Source organism: Pseudomonas sp. Marseille-Q5117 (genome assembly GCF_946901175.1).
GTDB classification, from domain to species: domain Bacteria; phylum Pseudomonadota; class Gammaproteobacteria; order Pseudomonadales; family Pseudomonadaceae; genus Aquipseudomonas; species Aquipseudomonas iranensis.
On record NZ_CAMPPP010000011.1, the window covers coordinates 107,315 to 127,336 of the forward strand.

General features: G+C 60.3%; 19 protein-coding genes. 8 read left to right on the plus strand and 11 right to left on the minus strand.

What is annotated here, in order from left to right; translation table 11 throughout:
• The first annotated feature begins 129 nt into the window (after positions 1 to 129).
• Positions 130 to 417 (plus strand): hypothetical protein, encoded by a 288-nt coding sequence (locus OC605_RS18000; protein WP_262138556.1) that lies wholly within the window; start codon positions 130 to 132, stop codon positions 415 to 417.
• On the plus strand, positions 396 to 1,193 hold the full coding sequence (locus OC605_RS18005) for a hypothetical protein (RefSeq protein ID WP_262138557.1): 798 nt from the start codon (positions 396 to 398) through the stop codon (positions 1,191 to 1,193). Before OC605_RS18000 ends, OC605_RS18005 begins: the two co-directional genes overlap by 22 nt.
• Before the next feature lie 69 nt (positions 1,194 to 1,262).
• Here the strand turns inward: OC605_RS18005 and fabI are convergent, their stop codons facing one another.
• The 8 genes from fabI to gloB all read right to left on the minus strand — a co-directional run bounded on the left by fabI (position 1,263) and on the right by gloB (position 12,301).
• Entirely contained in the window at positions 1,263 to 2,057 is a 795-nt protein-coding gene (fabI, locus tag OC605_RS18010) for an enoyl-ACP reductase FabI (protein WP_003202751.1), read from the minus strand.
• Positions 2,058 to 2,076: 19 nt separating this feature from the next.
• The gene (locus tag OC605_RS18015; protein ID WP_262138559.1) at positions 2,077 to 3,687 is read right to left on the minus strand and encodes an ABC transporter ATP-binding protein; all 1,611 of its coding nucleotides are present in this window, start codon (positions 3,685 to 3,687) and stop codon (positions 2,077 to 2,079) included.
• A gap of 1 nt (position 3,688) precedes the next feature.
• Positions 3,689 to 4,708 (minus strand): ABC transporter permease, encoded by a 1,020-nt coding sequence (locus OC605_RS18020; RefSeq protein WP_016774153.1) that lies wholly within the window; start codon positions 4,706 to 4,708, stop codon positions 3,689 to 3,691.
• A gap of 1 nt (position 4,709) precedes the next feature.
• A complete protein-coding gene (locus tag OC605_RS18025) occupies positions 4,710 to 5,783 on the minus strand; it encodes a microcin C ABC transporter permease YejB (RefSeq protein ID WP_016774154.1) in 1,074 nt (357 codons plus the stop codon).
• Between the two features lie 4 nt (positions 5,784 to 5,787).
• On the minus strand, positions 5,788 to 7,629 hold the full coding sequence (locus OC605_RS18030) for an extracellular solute-binding protein (protein WP_041478649.1): 1,842 nt from the start codon (positions 7,627 to 7,629) through the stop codon (positions 5,788 to 5,790).
• Positions 7,626 to 9,458 (minus strand): extracellular solute-binding protein, encoded by a 1,833-nt coding sequence (locus OC605_RS18035; protein ID WP_186569231.1) that lies wholly within the window; start codon positions 9,456 to 9,458, stop codon positions 7,626 to 7,628. The genes OC605_RS18030 and OC605_RS18035 overlap by 4 nt, the downstream gene beginning before the upstream one ends.
• A gap of 512 nt (positions 9,459 to 9,970) precedes the next feature.
• Positions 9,971 to 11,434, minus strand: a complete 1,464-nt coding sequence (locus OC605_RS18040) for a transglycosylase SLT domain-containing protein (RefSeq protein WP_101159054.1) — start codon at positions 11,432 to 11,434, stop codon at positions 9,971 to 9,973.
• 99 nt (positions 11,435 to 11,533) lie between these two features.
• Positions 11,534 to 12,301: a hydroxyacylglutathione hydrolase gene (gene gloB, locus OC605_RS18045; protein ID WP_262138565.1), complete on the minus strand. Its 768-nt coding sequence runs from the start codon at positions 12,299 to 12,301 to the stop codon at positions 11,534 to 11,536.
• Positions 12,302 to 12,367: 66 nt separating this feature from the next.
• On the opposite strand from gloB, the gene OC605_RS18050 reads away from it, so the two are divergent.
• The 4 genes from OC605_RS18050 to OC605_RS18065 all read left to right on the plus strand — a co-directional run bounded on the left by OC605_RS18050 (position 12,368) and on the right by OC605_RS18065 (position 15,562).
• Entirely contained in the window at positions 12,368 to 13,126 is a 759-nt protein-coding gene (locus OC605_RS18050) for a class I SAM-dependent methyltransferase (protein ID WP_041480625.1), read from the plus strand.
• Between the two features lie 90 nt (positions 13,127 to 13,216).
• Positions 13,217 to 13,687 (plus strand): ribonuclease HI, encoded by a 471-nt coding sequence (rnhA, locus tag OC605_RS18055; RefSeq protein WP_007910572.1) that lies wholly within the window; start codon positions 13,217 to 13,219, stop codon positions 13,685 to 13,687.
• 202 nt (positions 13,688 to 13,889) lie between these two features.
• Positions 13,890 to 14,648: a DNA polymerase III subunit epsilon gene (dnaQ, locus tag OC605_RS18060; protein WP_133339872.1), complete on the plus strand. Its 759-nt coding sequence runs from the start codon at positions 13,890 to 13,892 to the stop codon at positions 14,646 to 14,648.
• A 299-nt stretch (positions 14,649 to 14,947) separates the two neighbouring features.
• A complete protein-coding gene (locus tag OC605_RS18065) occupies positions 14,948 to 15,562 on the plus strand; it encodes a GNAT family N-acetyltransferase (protein ID WP_262138569.1) in 615 nt (204 codons plus the stop codon).
• Here the strand turns inward: OC605_RS18065 and OC605_RS18070 are convergent.
• Positions 15,528 to 16,421, minus strand: a complete 894-nt coding sequence (locus tag OC605_RS18070) for a LysR family transcriptional regulator (RefSeq protein WP_262138571.1) — start codon at positions 16,419 to 16,421, stop codon at positions 15,528 to 15,530. The genes OC605_RS18065 and OC605_RS18070 overlap by 35 nt on opposite strands.
• Before the next feature lie 85 nt (positions 16,422 to 16,506).
• Complete coding sequence (locus OC605_RS18075) at positions 16,507 to 16,737, minus strand: hypothetical protein (protein WP_016774209.1); 231 nt, start codon at positions 16,735 to 16,737, stop codon at positions 16,507 to 16,509.
• A gap of 183 nt (positions 16,738 to 16,920) precedes the next feature.
• Between OC605_RS18075 and OC605_RS18080 the strand changes: the two genes are divergently transcribed.
• Positions 16,921 to 17,478, plus strand: a complete 558-nt coding sequence (locus tag OC605_RS18080) for an NADPH-dependent FMN reductase (RefSeq protein ID WP_024012496.1) — start codon at positions 16,921 to 16,923, stop codon at positions 17,476 to 17,478.
• Between the two features lie 149 nt (positions 17,479 to 17,627).
• Entirely contained in the window at positions 17,628 to 18,911 is a 1,284-nt protein-coding gene (locus tag OC605_RS18085; RefSeq protein ID WP_262138575.1) for an arsenic transporter, read from the plus strand.
• 115 nt (positions 18,912 to 19,026) lie between these two features.
• Here OC605_RS18085 and OC605_RS18090 read toward each other — a convergent pair whose 3' ends face one another.
• Complete coding sequence (locus tag OC605_RS18090) at positions 19,027 to 19,977, minus strand: DUF1853 family protein (RefSeq protein ID WP_262138577.1); 951 nt, start codon at positions 19,975 to 19,977, stop codon at positions 19,027 to 19,029.
• Between the last annotated feature and the right edge of the window lie 45 nt (positions 19,978 to 20,022).

Genomic DNA, 20,022 nt, shown 5'->3' on the forward strand with positions numbered 1-20,022 from the left:
GCTGGCGAACTTGACCCTACATTCGGGGCGGGTGGGATGATTATTCCTGAGTTGGGAAGAACGACGTAATGCGTCACCGAAACAGCCGACAAAAAACTTCTTTACTTGACTAGCGGTGACGGGGCTTCTGTGTTCAGAGTCACCGCGCAGGGCCAGGACAATGACCTGAAACTCCCGCGCAACTGGACGTTCAAGGAGGATCCGAACGAGGACCTTTTTTACGCGTTCACGGCATTGCTTGCGCGCGAAGACGGCAAATTTCTGATTGTTGGAAGTACTGGTGACGCCTTTACAAGAAACATTGCGATCAGTCAGTTCGACGCGTCGGGGAATGAAGATCCCTCCTTTAAAAAACCATATTTCCCTTGCCAGGTGGAGTGCGGCGATTTCAGCGATTGGAAACCCACGAGCCGGTAGCGTGCCTTGCTCCTTATGATCACGTGCTGCTTGCCGGTAGTTATCTCGTATCCGAAAACGATAGTGCCCCGTTCAAGTCTGCAGTACTGATTCACCGGCTCGATGCCAAGGGGCAACCCGATAAGTCCTTCAATGAGACCGGTACTCTGGAAGTCCAGTTCAAGCGCGAGCAAACGCGAGCTTCCGCAATCGCAGTTCTACCTGACAAGCGCATTGTCGTGTTCGGGACTGCGCAGACTCAAACCGATTCAAGAGCAGCGCTGGCTTGTTTCGACCCCTCAGGTAAACCTGACCCGACTTTTGTTGGTAATGGCTATTGGGAGGGTGACGACTTCACTGCCTTTGGCAATATGGTCGTACATGCAGGCAAGATCATCTTGGCAACTGTCTGGAGTGGCGGTGGGTCAGAACGTGAAATCGTAGTGCGGCGGATGCTGGCAAACGGCAGCCCGGATCCAGCTTTTGCTGACGGTAAACCACTGCACGTGGCTTTGGGGACCAGTTACCTGTTCCCGCCTTCACTGGCTGTGCAGACGGATGGAAAAATCGTTGTGAGTGGCACACTCGGTCTAACGCGCAAGCAAATGTATTGGCTTCGTATACGAGAAGATGGTGAAGGACTTGACCTCGAATTCGGTGAAAATGGACTGGTGAAGACGGATCCCGGCAGCGTTCAGGATGTCATCAGTCAGAATGGCAGCAATCGAATCATCGTCGCTTGCGGTGAAGAGGATATCAGCGGGTTATTACCCAGGGTATTCGGCATTGTCAGCTGATCGAAGGGGAGCCTTCCAGGCATAAAAAAACCGCCATGATCGGCGGTTTTTTTATTGGCTACAGGAAGATCACTCTTCGATGTTGCCCATCGCGGTGGTGTTGAAGCCGCCGTCGACGTACATGATTTCACCGCTGATGCCGGACGCGAGGTCGGAGCACAGGAAGGCGCCGGCGTTGCCGACTTCTTCGATGGTGACGTTGCGGCGCAGCGGAGTCTGCGCTTCGTTGGCGGCCAGCATCTTGCGGAAGTTCTTGATGCCGGAAGCAGCCAGGGTGCGGATCGGGCCAGCCGAGACGCAGTTGACGCGGGTGCCGTCCGGACCGAGGGATCCGGCCAGGTAACGCACGCCGGCTTCCAGCGAAGCCTTGGCCATGCCCATCACGTTGTAGTTCGGCATGGTGCGCTCGGCGCCCAGGTACGACAGGGTCAGCAGGCTGCCGTTGCGGCCTTTCATCATTTCGCGACCGGCTTTGGCCAGGGCCACGAAGCTGTAGGCGCTGATGTCGTGAGCGATGCGGAAACCTTCACGGGTGGTGGCTTCGGTGAAGTCGCCGTCCAGTTGGTCGCCCGGGGCGAAGCCGACGGAGTGCACGATGCAGTCCAGACCGTCCCACTTCTTGCTCAGTTCTTCGAAGACCTTGGCGATTTCTTCATCGCTGGCCACGTCGCACGGGAAGCACAGCTCAGGGCTCGAACCCCAGCCCTGTGCGAACTCTTCGACGCGACCCTTGAGTTTGTCATTCTGATAAGTGAAGGCAAGCTCAGCGCCCTCGCGATGCATGGCGGCGGCGATGCCGGATGCGATGGACAGCTTGCTGGCGACACCGACGATCAGTACGCGCTTACCGGCGAGAAAACCCATGTGTTGCTCCTCTTTCAGGTTATTGCGCAGTGGCTGGTGCCAGAAAAGCGGCTTCCAGCAACTGCTGTGTATACGGATGTTGGGGGGCGGCAAAGATACTTTGCGCGTCTCCCTGTTCGACCACTTGGCCATGCTTGACCACCATCAGCTGGTGGCTCAGCGCTTTGACGACAGCCAGGTCATGGCTGATGAACAAATACGTCAGGTTGTACTTGGCTTGCAGTGAACGCAACAGCTCCACCACTTGCCGCTGCACCGTGCGGTCGAGCGCCGAAGTCGGCTCGTCCAGCAGGATCAGCGCCGGTTTCAGCACCAGGGCCCGGGCAATGGCGATTCGCTGCCGTTGCCCACCGGAAAATTCGTGGGGGTAGCGATGCCGGGTTTCCGGATCCAGACCTACCTCCTTCAATGCCGCAATGATCGCCGCTTCCTGTTCGGTTGCGGTGCCCATCTTGTGTATGCGCAGGCCTTCGCCAACGATGTCATTGACGCACATGCGCGGGCTCAGGCTGCCAAACGGGTCCTGAAACACCACCTGCATTTCCCGCCGCAGCGGGCGAACCTCGTTCTGCGTCAGGCAGTCTAGCTGCTTGCCTTCAAAGCGGATCGCGCCTTTGCTGCCGATCAGCCGCAAAATCGCCAGACCCAGGGTGGATTTGCCGGAACCGCTTTCGCCAACGATCCCCAGGGTCTGACCCTGCGGCAGGCTGAAATTGATGCCGTCCACTGCCTTGACGTAATCCACCGTGCGCTTGAGCAGGCCTTTCTTGATCGGGAACCAGACTTTGAGGTCCTCGACTTCGAGCAGCGGCGCGCCGATTTCATTGCTTGCCGGGCCGCCGCTGGGCTCTGCGCCGAGCAATTCCCGAGTGTACGGATGCTGCGGCGAACGGAACAGCTCTGCGCACGATGCCTGTTCGACGATGCAACCGCGCTGCATGACACATACGCGATGCGCAATTCTTCGCACCAGGTTCAAATCGTGACTGATCAGTAGCAGCGACATGCCCAATCGAGCCTGAAGATCCTTGAGCAAATCGAGGATTTTCAGCTGAACGGTCACGTCCAGCGCGGTGGTCGGTTCGTCGGCAATCAGCAATTCCGGCTCGTTGGCCAGGGCCATGGCGATCATCACCCGCTGGCGCTGGCCGCCGGACAATTCATGGGGCAGGGCCTTGAGACGCTTGTGCGGTTCGGGAATGCCGACCATCTCCAGCAGCTCCAAAGTGCGCCTGGTCGCGACTTTGCCGCTCAGGCCCTTGTGGATGCCGAGCACTTCATTGATCTGCTTCTCGATCGAATGCAGCGGATTGAGCGAGGTCATCGGCTCCTGAAAGATCATCGCGATGCGGTTGCCACGGATGTGGCGGATGGTCTTCTCGCTCAAATCCAGCAGGTTCTGCCCGGCGTAATTGATGCTGCCGGCCGGATGCCGCGCCATGGGGTAGGGCAACAGGCGCAGGATCGAATGCGCCGTGACCGATTTGCCCGAGCCCGATTCACCAACCAGCGCCAGGGTCTCGCCGCGCTTGATGTCGAAGCTCACGCCCTCGACCACGCGGTGGACGCGCTCGCCGAAACCGAATTCGACGGCGAGGTCACGCACTTCGATCAGATTGTCCTGATTCATTTCACTTCCTCGGGTCGAAGGCATCGCGAGCGGACTCGCCGATAAACACCAGCAGACTCAACATCAGCGCCAGCACGGCAAACGCACTCATGCCCAGCCACGGCGCCTGCAGGTTGGATTTGCCTTGCGCGACCAGTTCGCCCAGCGACGGACTGCCGGCCGGCAGGCCGAAGCCGAGGAAGTCCAGCGCGGTCAGGGTGCCGATGGCGCCGGTGAGGATGAACGGCATGAAGGTCATGGTCGAGACCATGGCGTTGGGCAGGATGTGGCGGAACATGATCGCGCCGTTCTGCATGCCCAGCGCGCGGGCGGCGCGCACGTATTCCAGATTGCGCCCGCGCAGGAACTCGGCGCGCACCACATCGACCAGACTCATCCACGAGAACAGCAGCATGATCCCCAGCAGCCACCAGAAATTCGGCTGGACGAAACTGGCGAGGATGATCAACAGATACAGCACCGGCAGCCCCGACCAGATCTCCAGAAAACGTTGCCCGGCGAGATCGACCCAGCCGCCATAAAAGCCCTGGAGGGCACCGGCAATCACGCCGATGATCGAGCTCAGCACGGTCAGCGTCAGCGCAAACAGCACGGAAATGCGGAAACCGTAGATCACCCGCGCCAACACGTCGCGGCCCTGATCGTCGGTGCCCAGCAGGTTGTCCGCCGAGGGCGGCGCCGGGGCCGGGACTTTCAGGTCGTAGTTGATGCTCTGGTAGCTGTAGGGGATCGGCGCCCACAGAATCCACGCGTCCTTGGCCTTGAGCAGCTCACGGATGTACGGACTCTTGTAGTTGGCTTCCAGCGGGAATTCGCCGCCGAACGCGGTTTCCGGGTAGCGCTTGATCGCCGGGAAATACCAGTTGTTGTCGTAATGCACGACCAGTGGCTTGTCGTTGGCAATCAGCTCGGCGCCCAGGCTCAGGCCGAACAGAATCAGAAACAGCCACAGCGACCACCAGCCACGCTTGTTGGCCTTGAACAGTTCGAAGCGCCGGCGGTTGAGAGGGGACAGGTTCATCTCAATGCTCTCTGCTTGCGAAGTCGATACGCGGATCGACAAAGGTGTAGGTCAGGTCGCCGATCAGTTTCACCACCAGCCCGAGCAGGGTGAAGATGAACAGAGTGCCGAACACCACCGGGTAATCGCGGTTGATCGCCGCTTCGAAACTCATCAGGCCAAGGCCATCGAGGGAGAAAATCACTTCCACCAGCAGGGAACCGGTGAAGAAGATACCGATGAATGCCGACGGAAAACCGGCAATCACCAGCAGCATGGCATTGCGGAACACGTGGCCGTAGAGCACGCGATGGCGGGTGAGGCCTTTAGCCTTGGCGGTGACCACATACTGCTTGTTGATCTCGTCGAGAAAGCTGTTCTTGGTCAACAGGGTCATGGTCGCGAAGTTGCCGATCACCAGCGCCGTGACTGGCAATGCCAGGTGCCAGAAGTAATCGAGGATCTTGCCGCCCAGGCTCAGCTCATCGAAGTTGTTCGAAGTCAGCCCGCGCAGGGGAAACCAGTCCAGATAACTGCCGCCGGCAAACACCACGATCAGCAGGATCGCAAACAGAAACGCCGGGATCGCATAGCCGACGATGATCGCCGAACTGGTCCAGACATCGAAGTGGCTGCCGTGCCGCGTGGCCTTGGCGATGCCCAGCGGGATCGACACCAGATACATGATCAGCGTGCTCCACAGCCCCAGCGAGATCGACACCGGCATCTTTTCCTTGATCAGGTCGATGACCTTGGCGTCGCGGAAGAAGCTGTCGCCGAAATCCAGCTGCGCGTAGTTCTTGACCATGATCCACAGGCGTTCCGGGGCCGATTTGTCGAACCCGTACATGTGCTCGATTTCCTTGATCAGCGCCGGGTCCAGCCCCTGCGCGCCACGGTAGGACGAACCGGCCACCGCCACTTCGGCACCGCCGCCGGCAATCCGGCTGGTGGCGCCTTCGAAACCTTCGAGCTTGGCGATCATCTGCTCGACCGGCCCGCCGGGCGCGGCCTGGATGATCACGAAGTTGATCAGCAGAATGCCGAACAGGGTCGGGATGATCAGCAGCAGTCGCCGAAAGATATACGCCAGCATCTGATTACTCCGTGCCCGCAGGGTCGGCTTGCAGTTGGGTTTCGACTTCTACGGCAGGCTTGGCGTCAGGCTTGACCCACCAGGTGTTGATGCCGATGTCGTACTTGGGCGAGGTTTTCGGGTGGCCTATATGATTCCAGTAAGCCACGCGCCAGCTCTTGATGTGCCAGTTCGGCACCACGTAGTAGCCCCATTGCAGTACGCGGTCCAAGGCCCGAGCGTGGGCTACCAGGCTTTTGCGCGAGTCGGCGTTGATCAGGCTTTCCACCAGTTGGTCAACGGTCGGATCCTTCAGACCCATGCTGTTGCGGCTGCTCGGCTTGTCGGCGGCGGCGCTCATCCAGTATTCGCGCTGCTCGTTGCCCGGCGAGTTGGACTGCGGAAAGCTGCCGACCATCATGTCGAAGTCCCGCGAGCGCACGCGGTTGATGTACTGCGAGACGTCGACGCGGCGGATCACCAGATCGATGCCGAGGTCGCTGAGGTTGCGCTTGAACGGCAGCAGCACCCGTTCGAATTCGGTCTGGGCAAGAAGAAATTCGATCACCACCGGTTTGCCGGTGGCGTCGACCATTTTGTCATCGACGATTTTCCAGCCGGCCTCTTGCAGCAGTTGATAGGCCTCACGCTGCTGGGTGCGGATCATGCCGCTGGCGTCTGTCTTGGGATTTTCGAAGGCTTCGCTGAATACCTGAGCCGGCAGTTTGCTGCGGAACGGTTCGAGGATCGTCCGTTGCTCGGCGTCGGGCAGGCCGGTGGCGGCCATTTCCGAGTTCTCGAAGTAACTGCGGGTGCGCACGTAGGCGCCGTTGAACAACTGCTTGTTGGTCCATTCGAAGTCGAACAGCAGCCCGAGAGCCTGACGCACGCGCACATCCTGGAACACCGGGCGGCGCAGGTTGAAGACGAAGCCTTGCATGCCGGTCGGGTTGCTGTTGGGGATCAGTTCCTTGATCAAACGGCCCTCGGTGACCGCCGGAACGTTATAGGCGCTGGCCCAGTTCTTCGCGGTCATCTCCAGCCAATAATCGAACTGCCCGGCCTTCAGCGCTTCGAGGGCGACGGTGTTGTCGCGGTAGTAGTCGGTGGTCATCGTGTCGAAGTTGTAGAAGCCACGGTTGACCGGCAAGTCCTTGCCCCAGTAATCCTTGACCCGCTCGTAACGTACCGAGCGGCCTGCCTTCACTTGGGTGACCTTGTACGGGCCGCTGCCCAATGGGATTTCCAGATTGCCCTTGTTGAAGTCGCGGCTGGCCCACCAGTGTTTTGGCAGGACCGGCAACTGGCCGAGGATCAGCGGCAGCTCGCGGTTGTTGCTGTGCTTGAACTTGAACAAGACTTTCAACGGGTCTTCGGCAATGGCTTCGGCGACGTCGTTGTAATAGCCGCGAAACATCGGCGAGCCTTCCTTGGTCAGCGTCTCGAAGCTGAACACTACATCTTCGGCGCGCACCGGGTGGCCGTCGTGAAAGCGTGCTTCCGGGCGCAGGTAGAAACGCACCCAACTGTTGTCATCGGCTTTTTCTATCTTGCTGGCAATCAGGCCGTACTCGGTGAACGGCTCGTCGAGGCTGTGTTTGGTCAGGGTGTCGTAGATCTGGCCGATGTCATCGGCGGGCACGCCTTTGTTGATGAACGGGTTGAGGCTGTCGAAGCCGCCGAACCCGGCCTGACGAAACACGCCGCCCTTGGGCGCATCGGGATTCACATAGTCAAAATGCTTGAAATCGGCCGGGTATTTCGGCGGCTCGTTGTACAGGGTCACGGCGTGTTGCGGGGCGGCCCAGGCCAGCCCGGCGAACAGCAAGCCGCTGGCCTGCACGAGCAGGGTGCGAACAGCGTTCATCGATCTTTCTCCGAAGACTTCAGCCACCACGCGCTCAAGCCCAGGGTGTAGGGCGGCGTGGTGACAAAGGCCAACCGGTTGCGGTAGGCCAGACGGTGATAATTGAGGTACCAGTTGGGAATGCTGTAGTGCTGCCAGAGCAGCACGCGGTCGAGCGCCTTGCCGGCGGCGACCTGCTCGTCGCGGGTGCGCGCGGCGAGCAATTGTTCGAGCAGGTGATCGACCACCGGATTGGCGATGCCCGCGTAATTCTTGCTGCCCTTGACCTTCACCTGGCTGGAGTGGAAGTACTGCCACTGCTCAAGGCCCGGGCTCAGGGTCTGGCCGAGGGTCATCGAGATCATGTCGAAATCGAATTGGTCGAGGCGCTGTTTGTACTGGGCGCGATCGACGGTACGCAGGCGCGCCTCGATGCCGATGCTGTTGAGATTCTCGATGTACGGCTGATAAAGCCGCTCCAGGCTCGGGTTGACCAGCAGCAGTTCGAAACGCAGCGGTCGGCCGTCTTTGTCTTGCAGGCGCTGGCCGTGGAGCTTCCAACCGGCCTCGGCGAGCAGGGCGAGGGCTTTACGCATGGTCTCGCGCGGGATGCCACGGCCGTCGGTTTTCGGCAGGGTGAACGGCTCGGTGAACAGCCGGGCTGGCAACTGCTCCTTGTAAGGCTTGAGCATCAGCCATTCATGCCCGATTGGCAAACCAGACGCGGTGAATTCGCTGTTGGGGTAGTAGCTGGTGGTGCGTTTATAGGCATCGCTGAACAGTGCGCGGTTGGTCCATTCGAAGTCGAACATCAGGCCCAGCGCTTCGCGCGTTCTGACATCGGCGAAGGTCGCGCGGCGGCTGTTCATGAACAGGCCCTGAGTCTGCGTCGGGATCTGATGCGGGATCTGCACCTTGATCACTTCGCCACGACGTACAGCAGGGAAGTTGTAACCGTTGACCCAGTTCTTTGCCTGATGCTCGATGTAGATGTCGAACTCACCGGCCTTGAAAGCTTCGAAGGCGACATCGCTGTCGCGGTAGAACTCGACTTCCATGCGATCGAAATTGTACTTGCCGCGATTGACCGGCAGATCCTTGCCCCAATAATCCTTGACCCGCTCGAAAATCAGCTGCCGACCCGGCGTGACCGAGGTGATGCGGTACGGCCCGCTGCCCAGCGGCGGTTCGAAGGTGGTGGCTTTGAAGTCGCGGTCTTTCCAGTAATGCTGCGGCAGTACCGGCAATTCACCCAGGCGCAGGATCAGCAGCGGATTGCCCGAGCGCTTGAACACGAAACGAATGCGCTGCTTGTTGAGGATGTCGACCCGCAGCACTTCCTGCAGGGCCGTGCGATACAGCGGATGACCGTCCTTGAGCAGCGTTCGATAGGAGAATGCCACGTCGTAGGCGGTGATCGGCGCGCCGTCGTGAAAGCGCGCTTCGGGGCGCAAATTGAATACGACCCAGCTGCGATCTTCGCTGTACTCCACCGATTGTGCGATCAAACCGTAGCTGGAGGCGGGTTCGTCGCCGGACGGCGAATACTGCCCGGTGCCAACCATCAGCGGCTCGTTGAGCTCGTTGATGCCGTACTGGAGAAAATTGGCGGTGGTGACCGGGCTGGTGCCCTTGAAGGTATACGGATTGACCGTATCGAAGGTGCCGAACGCCATCACCCGCAACGTACCGCCTTTGGGCGCTTGCGGGTTGACCCAGTCGAAGTGGGTAAATCTGGCCGGGTACTTGAGCGTGCCGAACTGCGCATAACCGTGACTTTCGGTAATCGTCGCGCTTGCGGGTGAGCTCAAGGCCAGGCTGATCAGGAGCAGGGAGAGGGCACGCTTCAAGTCAGATCCGATCCAGCGGCTTGGGCTTTGTGGGCCGTACAGTAACAGCTTGTCTGGACAGGAAAAAGATGCGGGTTAATGCCGGGTTAATCGTTTGCGCGAAGAGCCCCTCACCCTAACCCTCTCCCGGAGGGAGAGGGGACTGATCGTGGTGTCTGGGCGAATTGCACCGAGGTGCGATACCGAGTCGAACTCAGTTTCTGAAAAGCCCCCGATCGGCTCCCTTTCCCCCTCGCCTGCGGAGAGGAGTGGGCTGGGGGGACCTGGCGAAAGATCAAACGCCCCTCACCCTAACCCTCTCCCGGAGGGAGAGGGGACTGATTGCGGTGATTGGAAGAGTTGCAGCGACTTGCAGTATTGAATCGAACTCGAGTTTGAAAAGCATGGAGATCGGCTCCCTTTCCCCCTCGCCCCCCTTGGGGGAGAGGGCTGGGGTGAGGGGGATGGATCCAAAGCACACCACAAAAACTTCATCCAAAAAAAAGCCCCTGAATTCTCAGAGGCTTTTTCAATCAATGCGGCTGATAAACCGTAAGCATCTGCCCCGGCTTCAACGCTTTACCCGCACCCGGGTTCCAGCGCTTGAGATGTTGCATCTCGACGTTGAAGCGCTTGGCCACCACATACAGGGTGTCGCCACGCTTGACCTTGTACTGGGTCTGCTGCTTGCTCTCGTTCTTGCCTTTGGTCTTGGTATTCGCCGCGACCACGGTGTTGACCCGGCCGGACTTGCGCGCCGGTGCACGCTTGGTGTTGTCCTGCATGACCAGGGTCTGGCCGACCTTGAGGTTCTTGCCGGTCAGCTTGTTCCAGCGCTGCAGATCCTTGACTTCGACCTTGTTGGCCTTGGCGATGGAGCCGAGGTTGTCGCCACGCTTGACCCGATAAGCACGTTTGAGCTGTGCCACTTCCGACGGATCGGCGCCCTCGAACACCGGTTTCAGCGAACGCGGGCTGATCAGTTCGTCCGGGCGCATGGTCTGCAGACTGGCGGTCAGCAGTTGCGCCTTGGACGTCGGCACCAGCAAATGCTGGGGACCGTCGATGGTGGTGCGCTGTTTGAACGCGGGGTTGAGCTGGAACAGCTCGTCTTCATCGATGTTCGCCACCGCAGCGACCTTGGACAGGTCCATGCGCTGGTTGATTTCGACGACCTGGAAGTACGGCTCGTTGGCGATCGGGTTGAGGTTGACGCCGTAGGCTTCCGGCGCCAGTACCACTTGCGACAGTGCCAGCAGTTTCGGCACATACGCCTGGGTTTCCGCCGGCAGCGGCAGGTTCCAGTAGTCGGTGGGCAGGCCAAGCTTTTCGTTGCGTTCGATCGCGCGGCTGACGGTGCCCTCACCGGCGTTGTAGGCTGCCAGCGCCAGCAGCCAGTCGCCGTTGAACATGTCGTGCAGGCGAGTCAGGTAATCCATCGCTGCCGTGGTCGAAGCGGTGATGTCGCGACGACCGTCGTAGAAACGCGTCTGGCGCAGGTTGAAGTAGCGCCCGGTGGACGGAATGAATTGCCACAGGCCCACGGCATCGGCGCGGGAGTAGGCCATCGGGTTGTAGGCGCTCTCGATCACCGGCAGCAGGGCCAGTTCCAGCGGCATATTGCGCTCTTCGAGGCGTTCGACGATGTAATGAATGTAGAGGCTGCCGCGTTCGCCGGCATTCTCGAGAAAAGAGGGATTACTGGCGAACCACAGGCGTTGTTGCTCGATGCGCGGATTGACGCCAAGGCCTTCCTGCAACTGGAAGCCCTGTCGCATGCGTTCCCAGATGTCCTGGGGCGCCACGGGAGTGGGCTTCTCGGTCAGCCAGATCGGCTTCTGCTTGGCTCGCGCAGCAATGTTCGGCGTGTGCGTCGCTTCAGTCTGCGGAGCGTGGCTGGAGCAACCCGCCAGCGTGGCGGACACAGCCACCGCAATGGCTTGCGCCAGGCGGGTCAAAGCATCTGAATTGACGGACTTACGTATGGATGACGACATTGGCTGGAAGTAAGTTCCGGGCAAAAATGTCGGGCGATTCTAGAAAGCGCACCCCCTGCGGTCAACCATTGAGAATTTTTGTCCCGGCCGGCGCGCTTGTCAGAACTTGTCTTTCCATGCCCGCAGAGCCGCAAATACCTCGCTCGGCTCCCGGTTTTGAGCGCCTTCCCGTTCGTCCACTTTTTGTGTAACCAATGTTTCAGAAGTGCGTAAAAACGGATTGGTAAGCTTTTCCAGGGCCAAAGTCGACGGCAATGTCATCACACCGTTCTGCCGTTGCTGGGTGACCTTTTCCAGACGGGCGGCGATGTCCGGGTTGCCCGGCTCGACGGCGGCGGCAAATTTCAGATTGCTCAAGGTGTATTCATGGGTGCAATAAACCAGCGTATCTTCCGGCAAGGCCGCAAGACGGCTGAGCGAGTGGTACATCTGCTCGGGAGTGCCCTCGAACAACCGGCCGCAACCGGCGGCGAACAGGGTGTCGCCGCAGAACAGCAGGCCATGGTGGTAATAGGCGATGTGCCCCAGGGTGTGGCCGGGCACCGCATAGACGTTGAAGTCCCAGCCGAGCACGCTGACGCTGTCGTTGTCCTTGAGCGCTATGTCACGCGCCGGAATGCTTTCGCTGGCCGGGCCGTAGACCTTGGCACCGGTCGCGGCTTTCAGGCGCTCGACGCCGCCGACATGGTCATGGTGATGGTGAGTGATCAGAATATCGCTGAGCACCCAGCCCGGATGGGCGTCAAGCCACGCCTGCACCGGGGCGGCGTCGCCCGGATCGACCACCGCACAGCGCTGGGTCTGATGATCCTGTAACAACCAGATGTAGTTGTCGGTGAACGCGGGCAGGGCACTGATCTGTATCATCGTCGGAATTCGCCAAGCGGAAAACATTGGCGCATCTTAGTAGTTCCTGGCGCGTTGGAGAATGACATGACCGATAAAGCGTTCGCTCAGGCCGATCCCGACTGGCTCGCATTGATCAGCGCCGCCCGCGAATGGCTGTCGGGGCCGCTCGGGCAATTTCTGCTGGATGAAGAGCGGCGCATGCTCGACGACGAGCTCGGCCGCTTCTTCGGCGGTTATCTGGTGCATTACGGGCCGTCCGCCGAAACCCCGCCGGCCGCGCCGCAAGTGCAGCGTAACGTGCGTCTTGGCGCGCCGTTGCCCGGGGTCGAGATCGTCTGCGAAGAGCAGGCCTGGCCGTTGAGCGAGCACGCCGCCGACGTGGTGGTGATGCAGCATGGCCTGGATTTCTGCCTGTCGCCCCACGGTTTGCTGCGTGAAGCGGCGAGCAGCGTGCGCCCCGGCGGGCATCTGCTGATCATCGGCATCAACCCCTGGAGCACCTGGGGGCTGCGGCATTTCTTCGCCAATGATGCCCTGCGCAAGGCGCGCTGCATCTCGCCGTCGCGGGTCGCCGACTGGCTCAATCTGCTGGGCTTCGCGCTGGAGAAACGCCGCTTCGGGTGCTATCGTCCGCCGCTCGCGTCGCCCAAGTGGCAGAACCGTCTGGCCGGCTGGGAACGCAAGGCCGGTGACTGGCAGCTGTCGGGCGGTGGCTTCTATCTGCTGGTGGCGCGCAAGATCGTGGTGGGGCTGCGGCCGTTGCGCCAGGAGCGCCGCGAGCCGATGGGCAAGCTGATTCCGCTGCCGATGGCCAAGGTCAACCGCCGCCGCATCGAACCGTAAATCTTCTTTTATTTGTGGCCGGGCTTGTCCCGGCCGCGGTCATTGTCGATCCGTGATTGGCAGGACAGGCATTTTTCTGGAAAGACTGGCATGAGCGAAAGCGTGGAAAGCGTCGACACCGTAGAACTGTTCACCGACGGTGCCTGCAAGGGCAACCCCGGCCCCGGCGGCTGGGGCGCGCTGCTGGTGTGCAAGGGCGTCGAAAAGGAACTGTGGGGCGGCGAGGCCAACACCACCAACAACCGCATGGAGCTGCTCGGCGCGATTCGTGGTCTCGAAGCACTCAAGCGTCCCTGCGAAGTGCTGCTGGTCACCGACTCGCAATACGTGATGAAAGGCATCAATGAGTGGATGGCCAATTGGAAGAAGCGCGGCTGGAAAACGGCTGCGAAAGAGCCGGTGAAGAATGCCGACCTGTGGAAAGAGCTGGACGAGCAGGTTAATCGCCACAAAGTCACCTGGAAGTGGGTGCGCGGGCACATTGGCCATCACGGTAACGAGCGGGCTGACCAGTTGGCTAACCGTGGCGTGGATGAAGTTCGCGGTTACAAGCAGAGCTGATTTCGCTTCTAACCGTGGCGTAGCCGTTCGCGAGCAGGCTCGCTCCCACATTGGAATGCATTCCAGGCCTTGAATTGGAATGCATTCCAATGTGGGAGCGAGCCTGCTCGCGAAGGGCTCGCCACGGTCTGACTGAAACACCCCGCCGAGCGTGTTAACATCCGCGCCTTTGCCCGATTGACCCGTTGAGAGCTGAGCACTGATGGCCACCAGATCCGTTGTACTCGATACCGAAACCACCGGCATGCCGGTGACCGATGGTCACCGGATCATTGAAATCGGTTGCGTCGAACTGATCGGTCGGCGGCTGACGGGCCGGCACTTTCACGTTTATCTGCAACCGGATCGCGAGAGCGACGAGGGTGCGATCGGTGTGCACGGCATTACCAACGAATTCCTCGTTGGCAAGCCGCGCTTTGCCGAAGTCGCCGACGAGTTCTTCGAGTTCATCAAGGGCGCGCAGCTGATCATTCACAACGCGGCGTTCGACGTTGGCTTTATCAACAACGAATTCGCCTTGATGGGCCAGCACGATCGCGCCGACATCACCCAGCACTGCACGATCCTCGACACCCTGATGATGGCTCGGGAACGTCACCCGGGGCAGCGCAACAGCCTCGACGCGTTGTGCAAACGTTACGGCGTCGACAACTCCGGCCGTGAACTGCACGGCGCCTTGCTCGACTCGGAGATTCTCGCCGACGTCTACCTGACCATGACCGGCGGCCAGACCAGCCTGTCGCTGGCCGGCAACGCCTCCGATGGCAATGGCACGGGCGAGGGTGCCGACAACTCGGCTACGGAAATCCGCCGCCTGCCGGTCGATCGTCAGCCAGCACGCATCATCCGGGCGACTGAAGAAGAACTGGCGGCGCATCTGGTGCGGCTGGAAATCATCGCCAAATCGGCGGGGGCGCCGGCGTTGTGGACGCAGATTGCCGAGGCTGATGCGCAGGCCTGAAAAACCTGAAGATCAAAGATCAAAAGATCGCAGCCTTCGGCAGCTCTTACCGTGATTGCATTCCATAGTAGGGACCAGGAAGGCAGCGATTTTTTGCGTTTGGCGACATGGAGCCAAGTTGCCACTCTCGCCACATTCGCTGCAACCCACTACCCTGAGTGCACTGGTCAGGTGCAAACCTGCCGCCTCAGGACACTGAGCCTCATGTATAAAGAGTTGAAATTCACGCTGGCGATCATCCATCGCGACAACAAGGTCGACACCGTCGGCTGCGTCAAGGAATGAGGACTTTTCCCAGTATGCAACCGGTCATGAATCCGAAATACCCAGGGTTGTCGGTGCGCGTCGCCGACGAAGGTTTCGCGCCATATATCTGGGGCAGTGACTTCAGTTTCGAAGTCGCTGCCTATGGCGCTGCCGTGATCGGCAAACCGGTCGAGCTATGGCCGGTGACGCCGATCGTGCCGTACCGCAAGTGCTACGGTATTGATCCCGAAGAATTCAGCGCCTTTCACAACGCTCCCGATAGCGCGATTTTCATGGCGTATCTGGACGATGAGCCGGTCGGTCATCTGGTGATCAGCACCAACTGGAACGGTTTTGCCCACATTGATGAACTGGCGGTGCATGCCCCGGCCCGCCGCCATGGCGTGGCCAAGGCGTTGCTTGATGTAGCGCAGTTCTGGAGTCGCAAGAAAAAGCTGCCGGGCATCATGCTCGAAACCCAGAACAACAACCTCGGCGCCTGTCGTCTGTATGAGCGTTGCGGTTATGTGATCGGCGGCATCGACCAGTTGCGCTATCGCGGCATCGATCCGCACACCGCCGAAGTCGCCTTGTTCTGGTATCGCCTGTTCGATAATCCGCTGGAAAAACCACTCAGCTCGACAACATCGCCTCGGCTTGTTCCGTGACGATGGTCAGCAGTGTCTGAATCGCCGCCGACGGCGTGGCATGTTTGAAGGTCAGGGCGTAGAGACTGATCGGCACTGCCGGTGACAGCGGGCAGACGTCAAGCCCACCGGCGCGGGCGCCCAGCGCGGTGAAGGGGTCGACGATCGCCAGGCCTTCGCCGGCCTCGACCATGCTGCGCATCATCTGATGGGTCTGCACGCGGGTCTGAATGCTTGGCGCCGGGCGCAGGGCCTGGAGTTTGTTTTCCAGTGCCGGGCTCAGCGGATCCTGACCTTCGGGACCGACCATGGCCTGACCGGCCAGATCTGCCAGGGATATGTATTTCTGCTTGGGTTGCAGCCAGCCGTGCGGAGCGAGCAATTGCAGCTTGCCCTGGGCCAGCGGCTGGCAGTGGATATCGGGATGTTCGGGATCGTGCAGGCTCAGGCCCAGATCGCTTTCGCGCAGTAACAGGCTGCGGACGATGTCGCGAGTCGGCGCGCTGAGCAGGCTGCACGGTGCGTCGGGCAGGCGACGACGCAGGGTCGCAAGGCTTTGTGGCAGTAATTGTTGAGCCAGCGGCGGGGGGCCGATGATGCGCAAGGGCGGGGCGAGGTATTGCTTGAGGCTGCTGGCCAGACGCTGCACCGGCTCCAGCGCCTCATAGATGTGCGCGATTTCCGCTTGCAGGGCGCGCGCTTCGGGGGTCGATTGCAAACGCCCGCGAACGCTGGCAAACAGCATGAACCCCAGCTGACTCTCGGCTTCGCGCAAACGCTCTTCGACCTCGGTCACCGGCAGTTGCAGCCATTCGGCGGCGGTGCCCAGGTGACCGGTCTGCAAGAGCGCCTGAATCACTTCGATGTGGCGTAAACGCATGCGTGAAGTCCATGTTCAGCAGGTGGGGTCAGACGCTGAATCCTACCCCAAGTCCGCTCGCATGACTTCTGCTCATAACGCTGGGTTATTGAGCGACGGTTGGCTCAGGTTCGCGAATCAGGGTAATGCCTGATTGAACCAGAAGAAACTCGCTGTCACTGACCTTGTTGACCCGATCGCCAATAGCCAGTCTGTAAATGGGCTCCGAGCCAGTGGATCCGTCTGCAGACGGGTTCGATTCCTGGAATTCATGCACGGAATAAACGCGGCCTTCCGCATCTCTTGCATGAAACTGACCGACGAGTACTGCTGCCATCTGCTTAGAACCTCTGGAGATAAAACGCTTGATTTGCGGCTTTGTAGACCGTCACCAAGCTCGGTAAGTTTTCCTACAGGAAAAAAATATTCGCCGCGCAGGAAAAACCAATGACCACTGGTGAAAGCGCCACTGGATCATCTATAACTAGCGACTCTTCCCACGGACCATCGAGAGTCATCCATGAGCAATGTCTACAACGTCGCTGTAGTGGTCGGTAGCCTGCGCAAAGCATCGATCAATCGCAAAGTCGCACTGGCCCTCGCCGAACTGGCGCCGGCCAATCTCAAGCTCGAGATTGTCGAAATCGGTGAGCTGCCGCTGTACAACGAAGACATCGACGGCGCTTCTCCGCCGGCAGCCTACAGCACTTTCCGTCAGAAAGTGGCGTCATCCGACGCGGTGCTGTTTGTCACCCCCGAGTACAACCGCTCGATTCCGGCACCGTTGAAGAACGCCATCGACGTCGGTTCGCGTCCTTATGGCCAGAGCGCCTGGAGCGGCAAACCCGGTGCGGTGATCAGCGTATCGCCAGGCGCCATCGGTGGCTTCGGCGCTAATCAGCACCTGCGTCAGACGTTTGTTTTCCTCGATATCCATTGCCTGCAACAGCCGGAAGCCTACCTGGGCGGCGCCGGTAATGCGTTCGACGAAGCGGGCAAATTGAGTGACTCGGTGAAGCCGTTCCTGCAGAAATTCATCGATGCGTACGGCCAGTTCGTCGAGCAACACAAGAAATAAACTTACCGAAACTCACTGTGGGAGCGAGCCTGCTCGCGAAGGCGGACTGTCAGATAACAATTTCACGTCTGACACACCGCTTTCGCGAGCAGGCTCGCTCCCACATTCGTTCGATTTCCACCCGTTTCGCTATTTGAAGGCTCCTGCGAATGCTCGCTGCGTCACTGATTTTCCTGCTGACCATCACCCTCGTCATCTGGCAACCCAAGGGGCTCGGCGTCGGCTGGAGTGCAACGCTGGGCGCCGTGCTGGCGTTGATTTTCGGCGTCGTTCACCTCACGGATATCCCGCTGGTCTGGCAGATCATCTGGAACGCGACCGGCACCTTCGTGGCGCTGATCATCATCAGCCTGTTGCTCGACGAGGCTGGCTTTTTCAATTGGGCGGCGCTGCACGTAGCGCGTTGGGGGCGGGGCAGTGGGCGCAAATTGTTTGCCTTCATGGTGCTGCTCGGCGCGCTGGTCTCTGCGCTGTTCGCCAATGACGGTGCGGCGCTGATTCTCACGCCGATCGTGATTTCGATGCTGTTGGCGTTGCGCTTTTCACCGGCGGCGACGCTGGCCTTCGTCATGGGCGCCGGGTTCATTGCCGACACGGCGAGCCTCCCGCTGGTGGTATCGAACCTGGTCAACATCGTTTCGGCGGACTTCTTCCACATCGGCTTCAACCGCTATGCAGCGGTGATGGTGCCGGTCAACTTCGTCAGCGTGGCGGCGACGCTGGGCATGTTGCTGTGGTTTTTTCGCCGCGACATCCCGGCGGCGTACGATCCTGCACAACTGGAAAACCCGCATACCGCGATCCACGACAAAGCGACCTTCTATGCCGGTTGGGCGGTGCTGGTGATCCTGTTGATTGGCTGCTTCGCTCTGGAACCGCTGGGCATTCCAATCAGCGCAATTTCGGCGGTGTGTGCCGCGCTGCTGCTGGGTATCGCTGCGCGCGGTCACAAAATCTCCACGCGCAAGGTTATGAAAGAAGCGCCGTGGCAGATCGTGATTTTCTCGCTGGGCATGTACCTGGTGGTGTACGGCCTGCGCAACGCCGGGCTCACCAGTTACCTCGCCGGTTGGCTGGACGTGTTCGCTGAGCACGGTGTATGGGGTGCGGCCATGGGCACCGGGGTGCTGACGGCGCTGCTGTCGTCGATCATGAACAACTTGCCGACGGTGTTGATCGGCTTGCTGTCGATCGACGCCAGTCAGGCCAGCGGCGTGATCAAAGAAGCGATGATCTACGCCAACGTGATCGGCAGCGACCTGGGGCCGAAGATCACTCCGATCGGCAGTCTGGCGACCTTGTTGTGGTTGCATGTGCTGGAGCGCAAGGGCATTCACATTGGCTGGGGCTATTACTTCCGCGTCGGGATTGTGCTGACGGTGCCGGTGTTGCTGGTGACGTTGGCGGCGCTGGCGGTGCGGTTGTCCCTATAGACCGAGTTGCTCTTTTCGCGAGCAGGCTCGCTCCCACAGGGATCGCATTCCACATTTGAAATGCATTCTCTGTGGCAGCGAGCCTGCTCGCGAATTGGGTCAGACACCACAAATCTCAGGTTTGCCCCGGCACATTCGGCCAAAGATCCGCCACCAGAAACAACCGCTCGGCCTCTTCCCATTCGCCCAGGGTATTCTCGGTCAGGCGCACCATCAACTGCGCCGGGGCCAGTGCTGGCAGGTCTTCCAGCCACAAGCGCAGGTGCTCATCTGTCCAGACCTGATCCGCCGGGTAATGCGCCGGCGCCAGCCAGGCGTGGCGGGGCAGGGGGTGCCAGCGGCCCGGCGGGCGTTGGGCGACAAACGCCGGCCAGTCCTTCTGATGCAGCCAGCTGCCACGCAAATGTTGCGGATGCGCGCCGTGCGGTGAGTCGGCCTGCCCGGGCCACGGATACAGCAGATAACCGCCCAGCCACAGCTGCGCGCTGAAGGTTTCGATATCCAGCGCCGCGAGCACTTCGCGGCTTTCCGGGCGCGCCGAGATCGGCAATTGATGCTCGGCCAGATGCGCCAGTTTGCGATCCAGCCGATCATGACAACCCGGCCCCAACCACTGCGCCGGATCGCGGCCATCGCCATCCTGCGGGCCAAGGTAGAGCTTGATCGCGAGTTCCAGATGGTGCACGCCGTCGCGGTCACGCAGCAGCATGTCCAGCTCGCCGAGGGTGTGCCCGGCGCGGCGGATTGGCAGGTTGGCGGCGATCAGTTCGATGCCCGGCGCATGCGAGACGGCGAACTGCCAAAGACGCTCGTAATACAGACCCAGACGCCGGGTGCGCGCCTGCGCCAGCCATTGCAGCAGGCCGTAACTGTCGTGGTCGAGCTGGCGCAGCCAGTGTTCGAGGTGCTGTGGGTCGTGCACCCAGTCGCTGCCGGCGAGCGGATGGCGCTGCGGCCACGGCGTAGCGGCGAGCATCGGCGGCGCGAGGATCACCCACGCCAGGTCCCGCACTTCGGGATGGCGTAATCGATGGGGCAATTGCAACAAGTCGGGAAACAGGATCATCTTGCGAGCATAGCCTTAAACCTGAGCGCACCCTTGAGGCTGAAA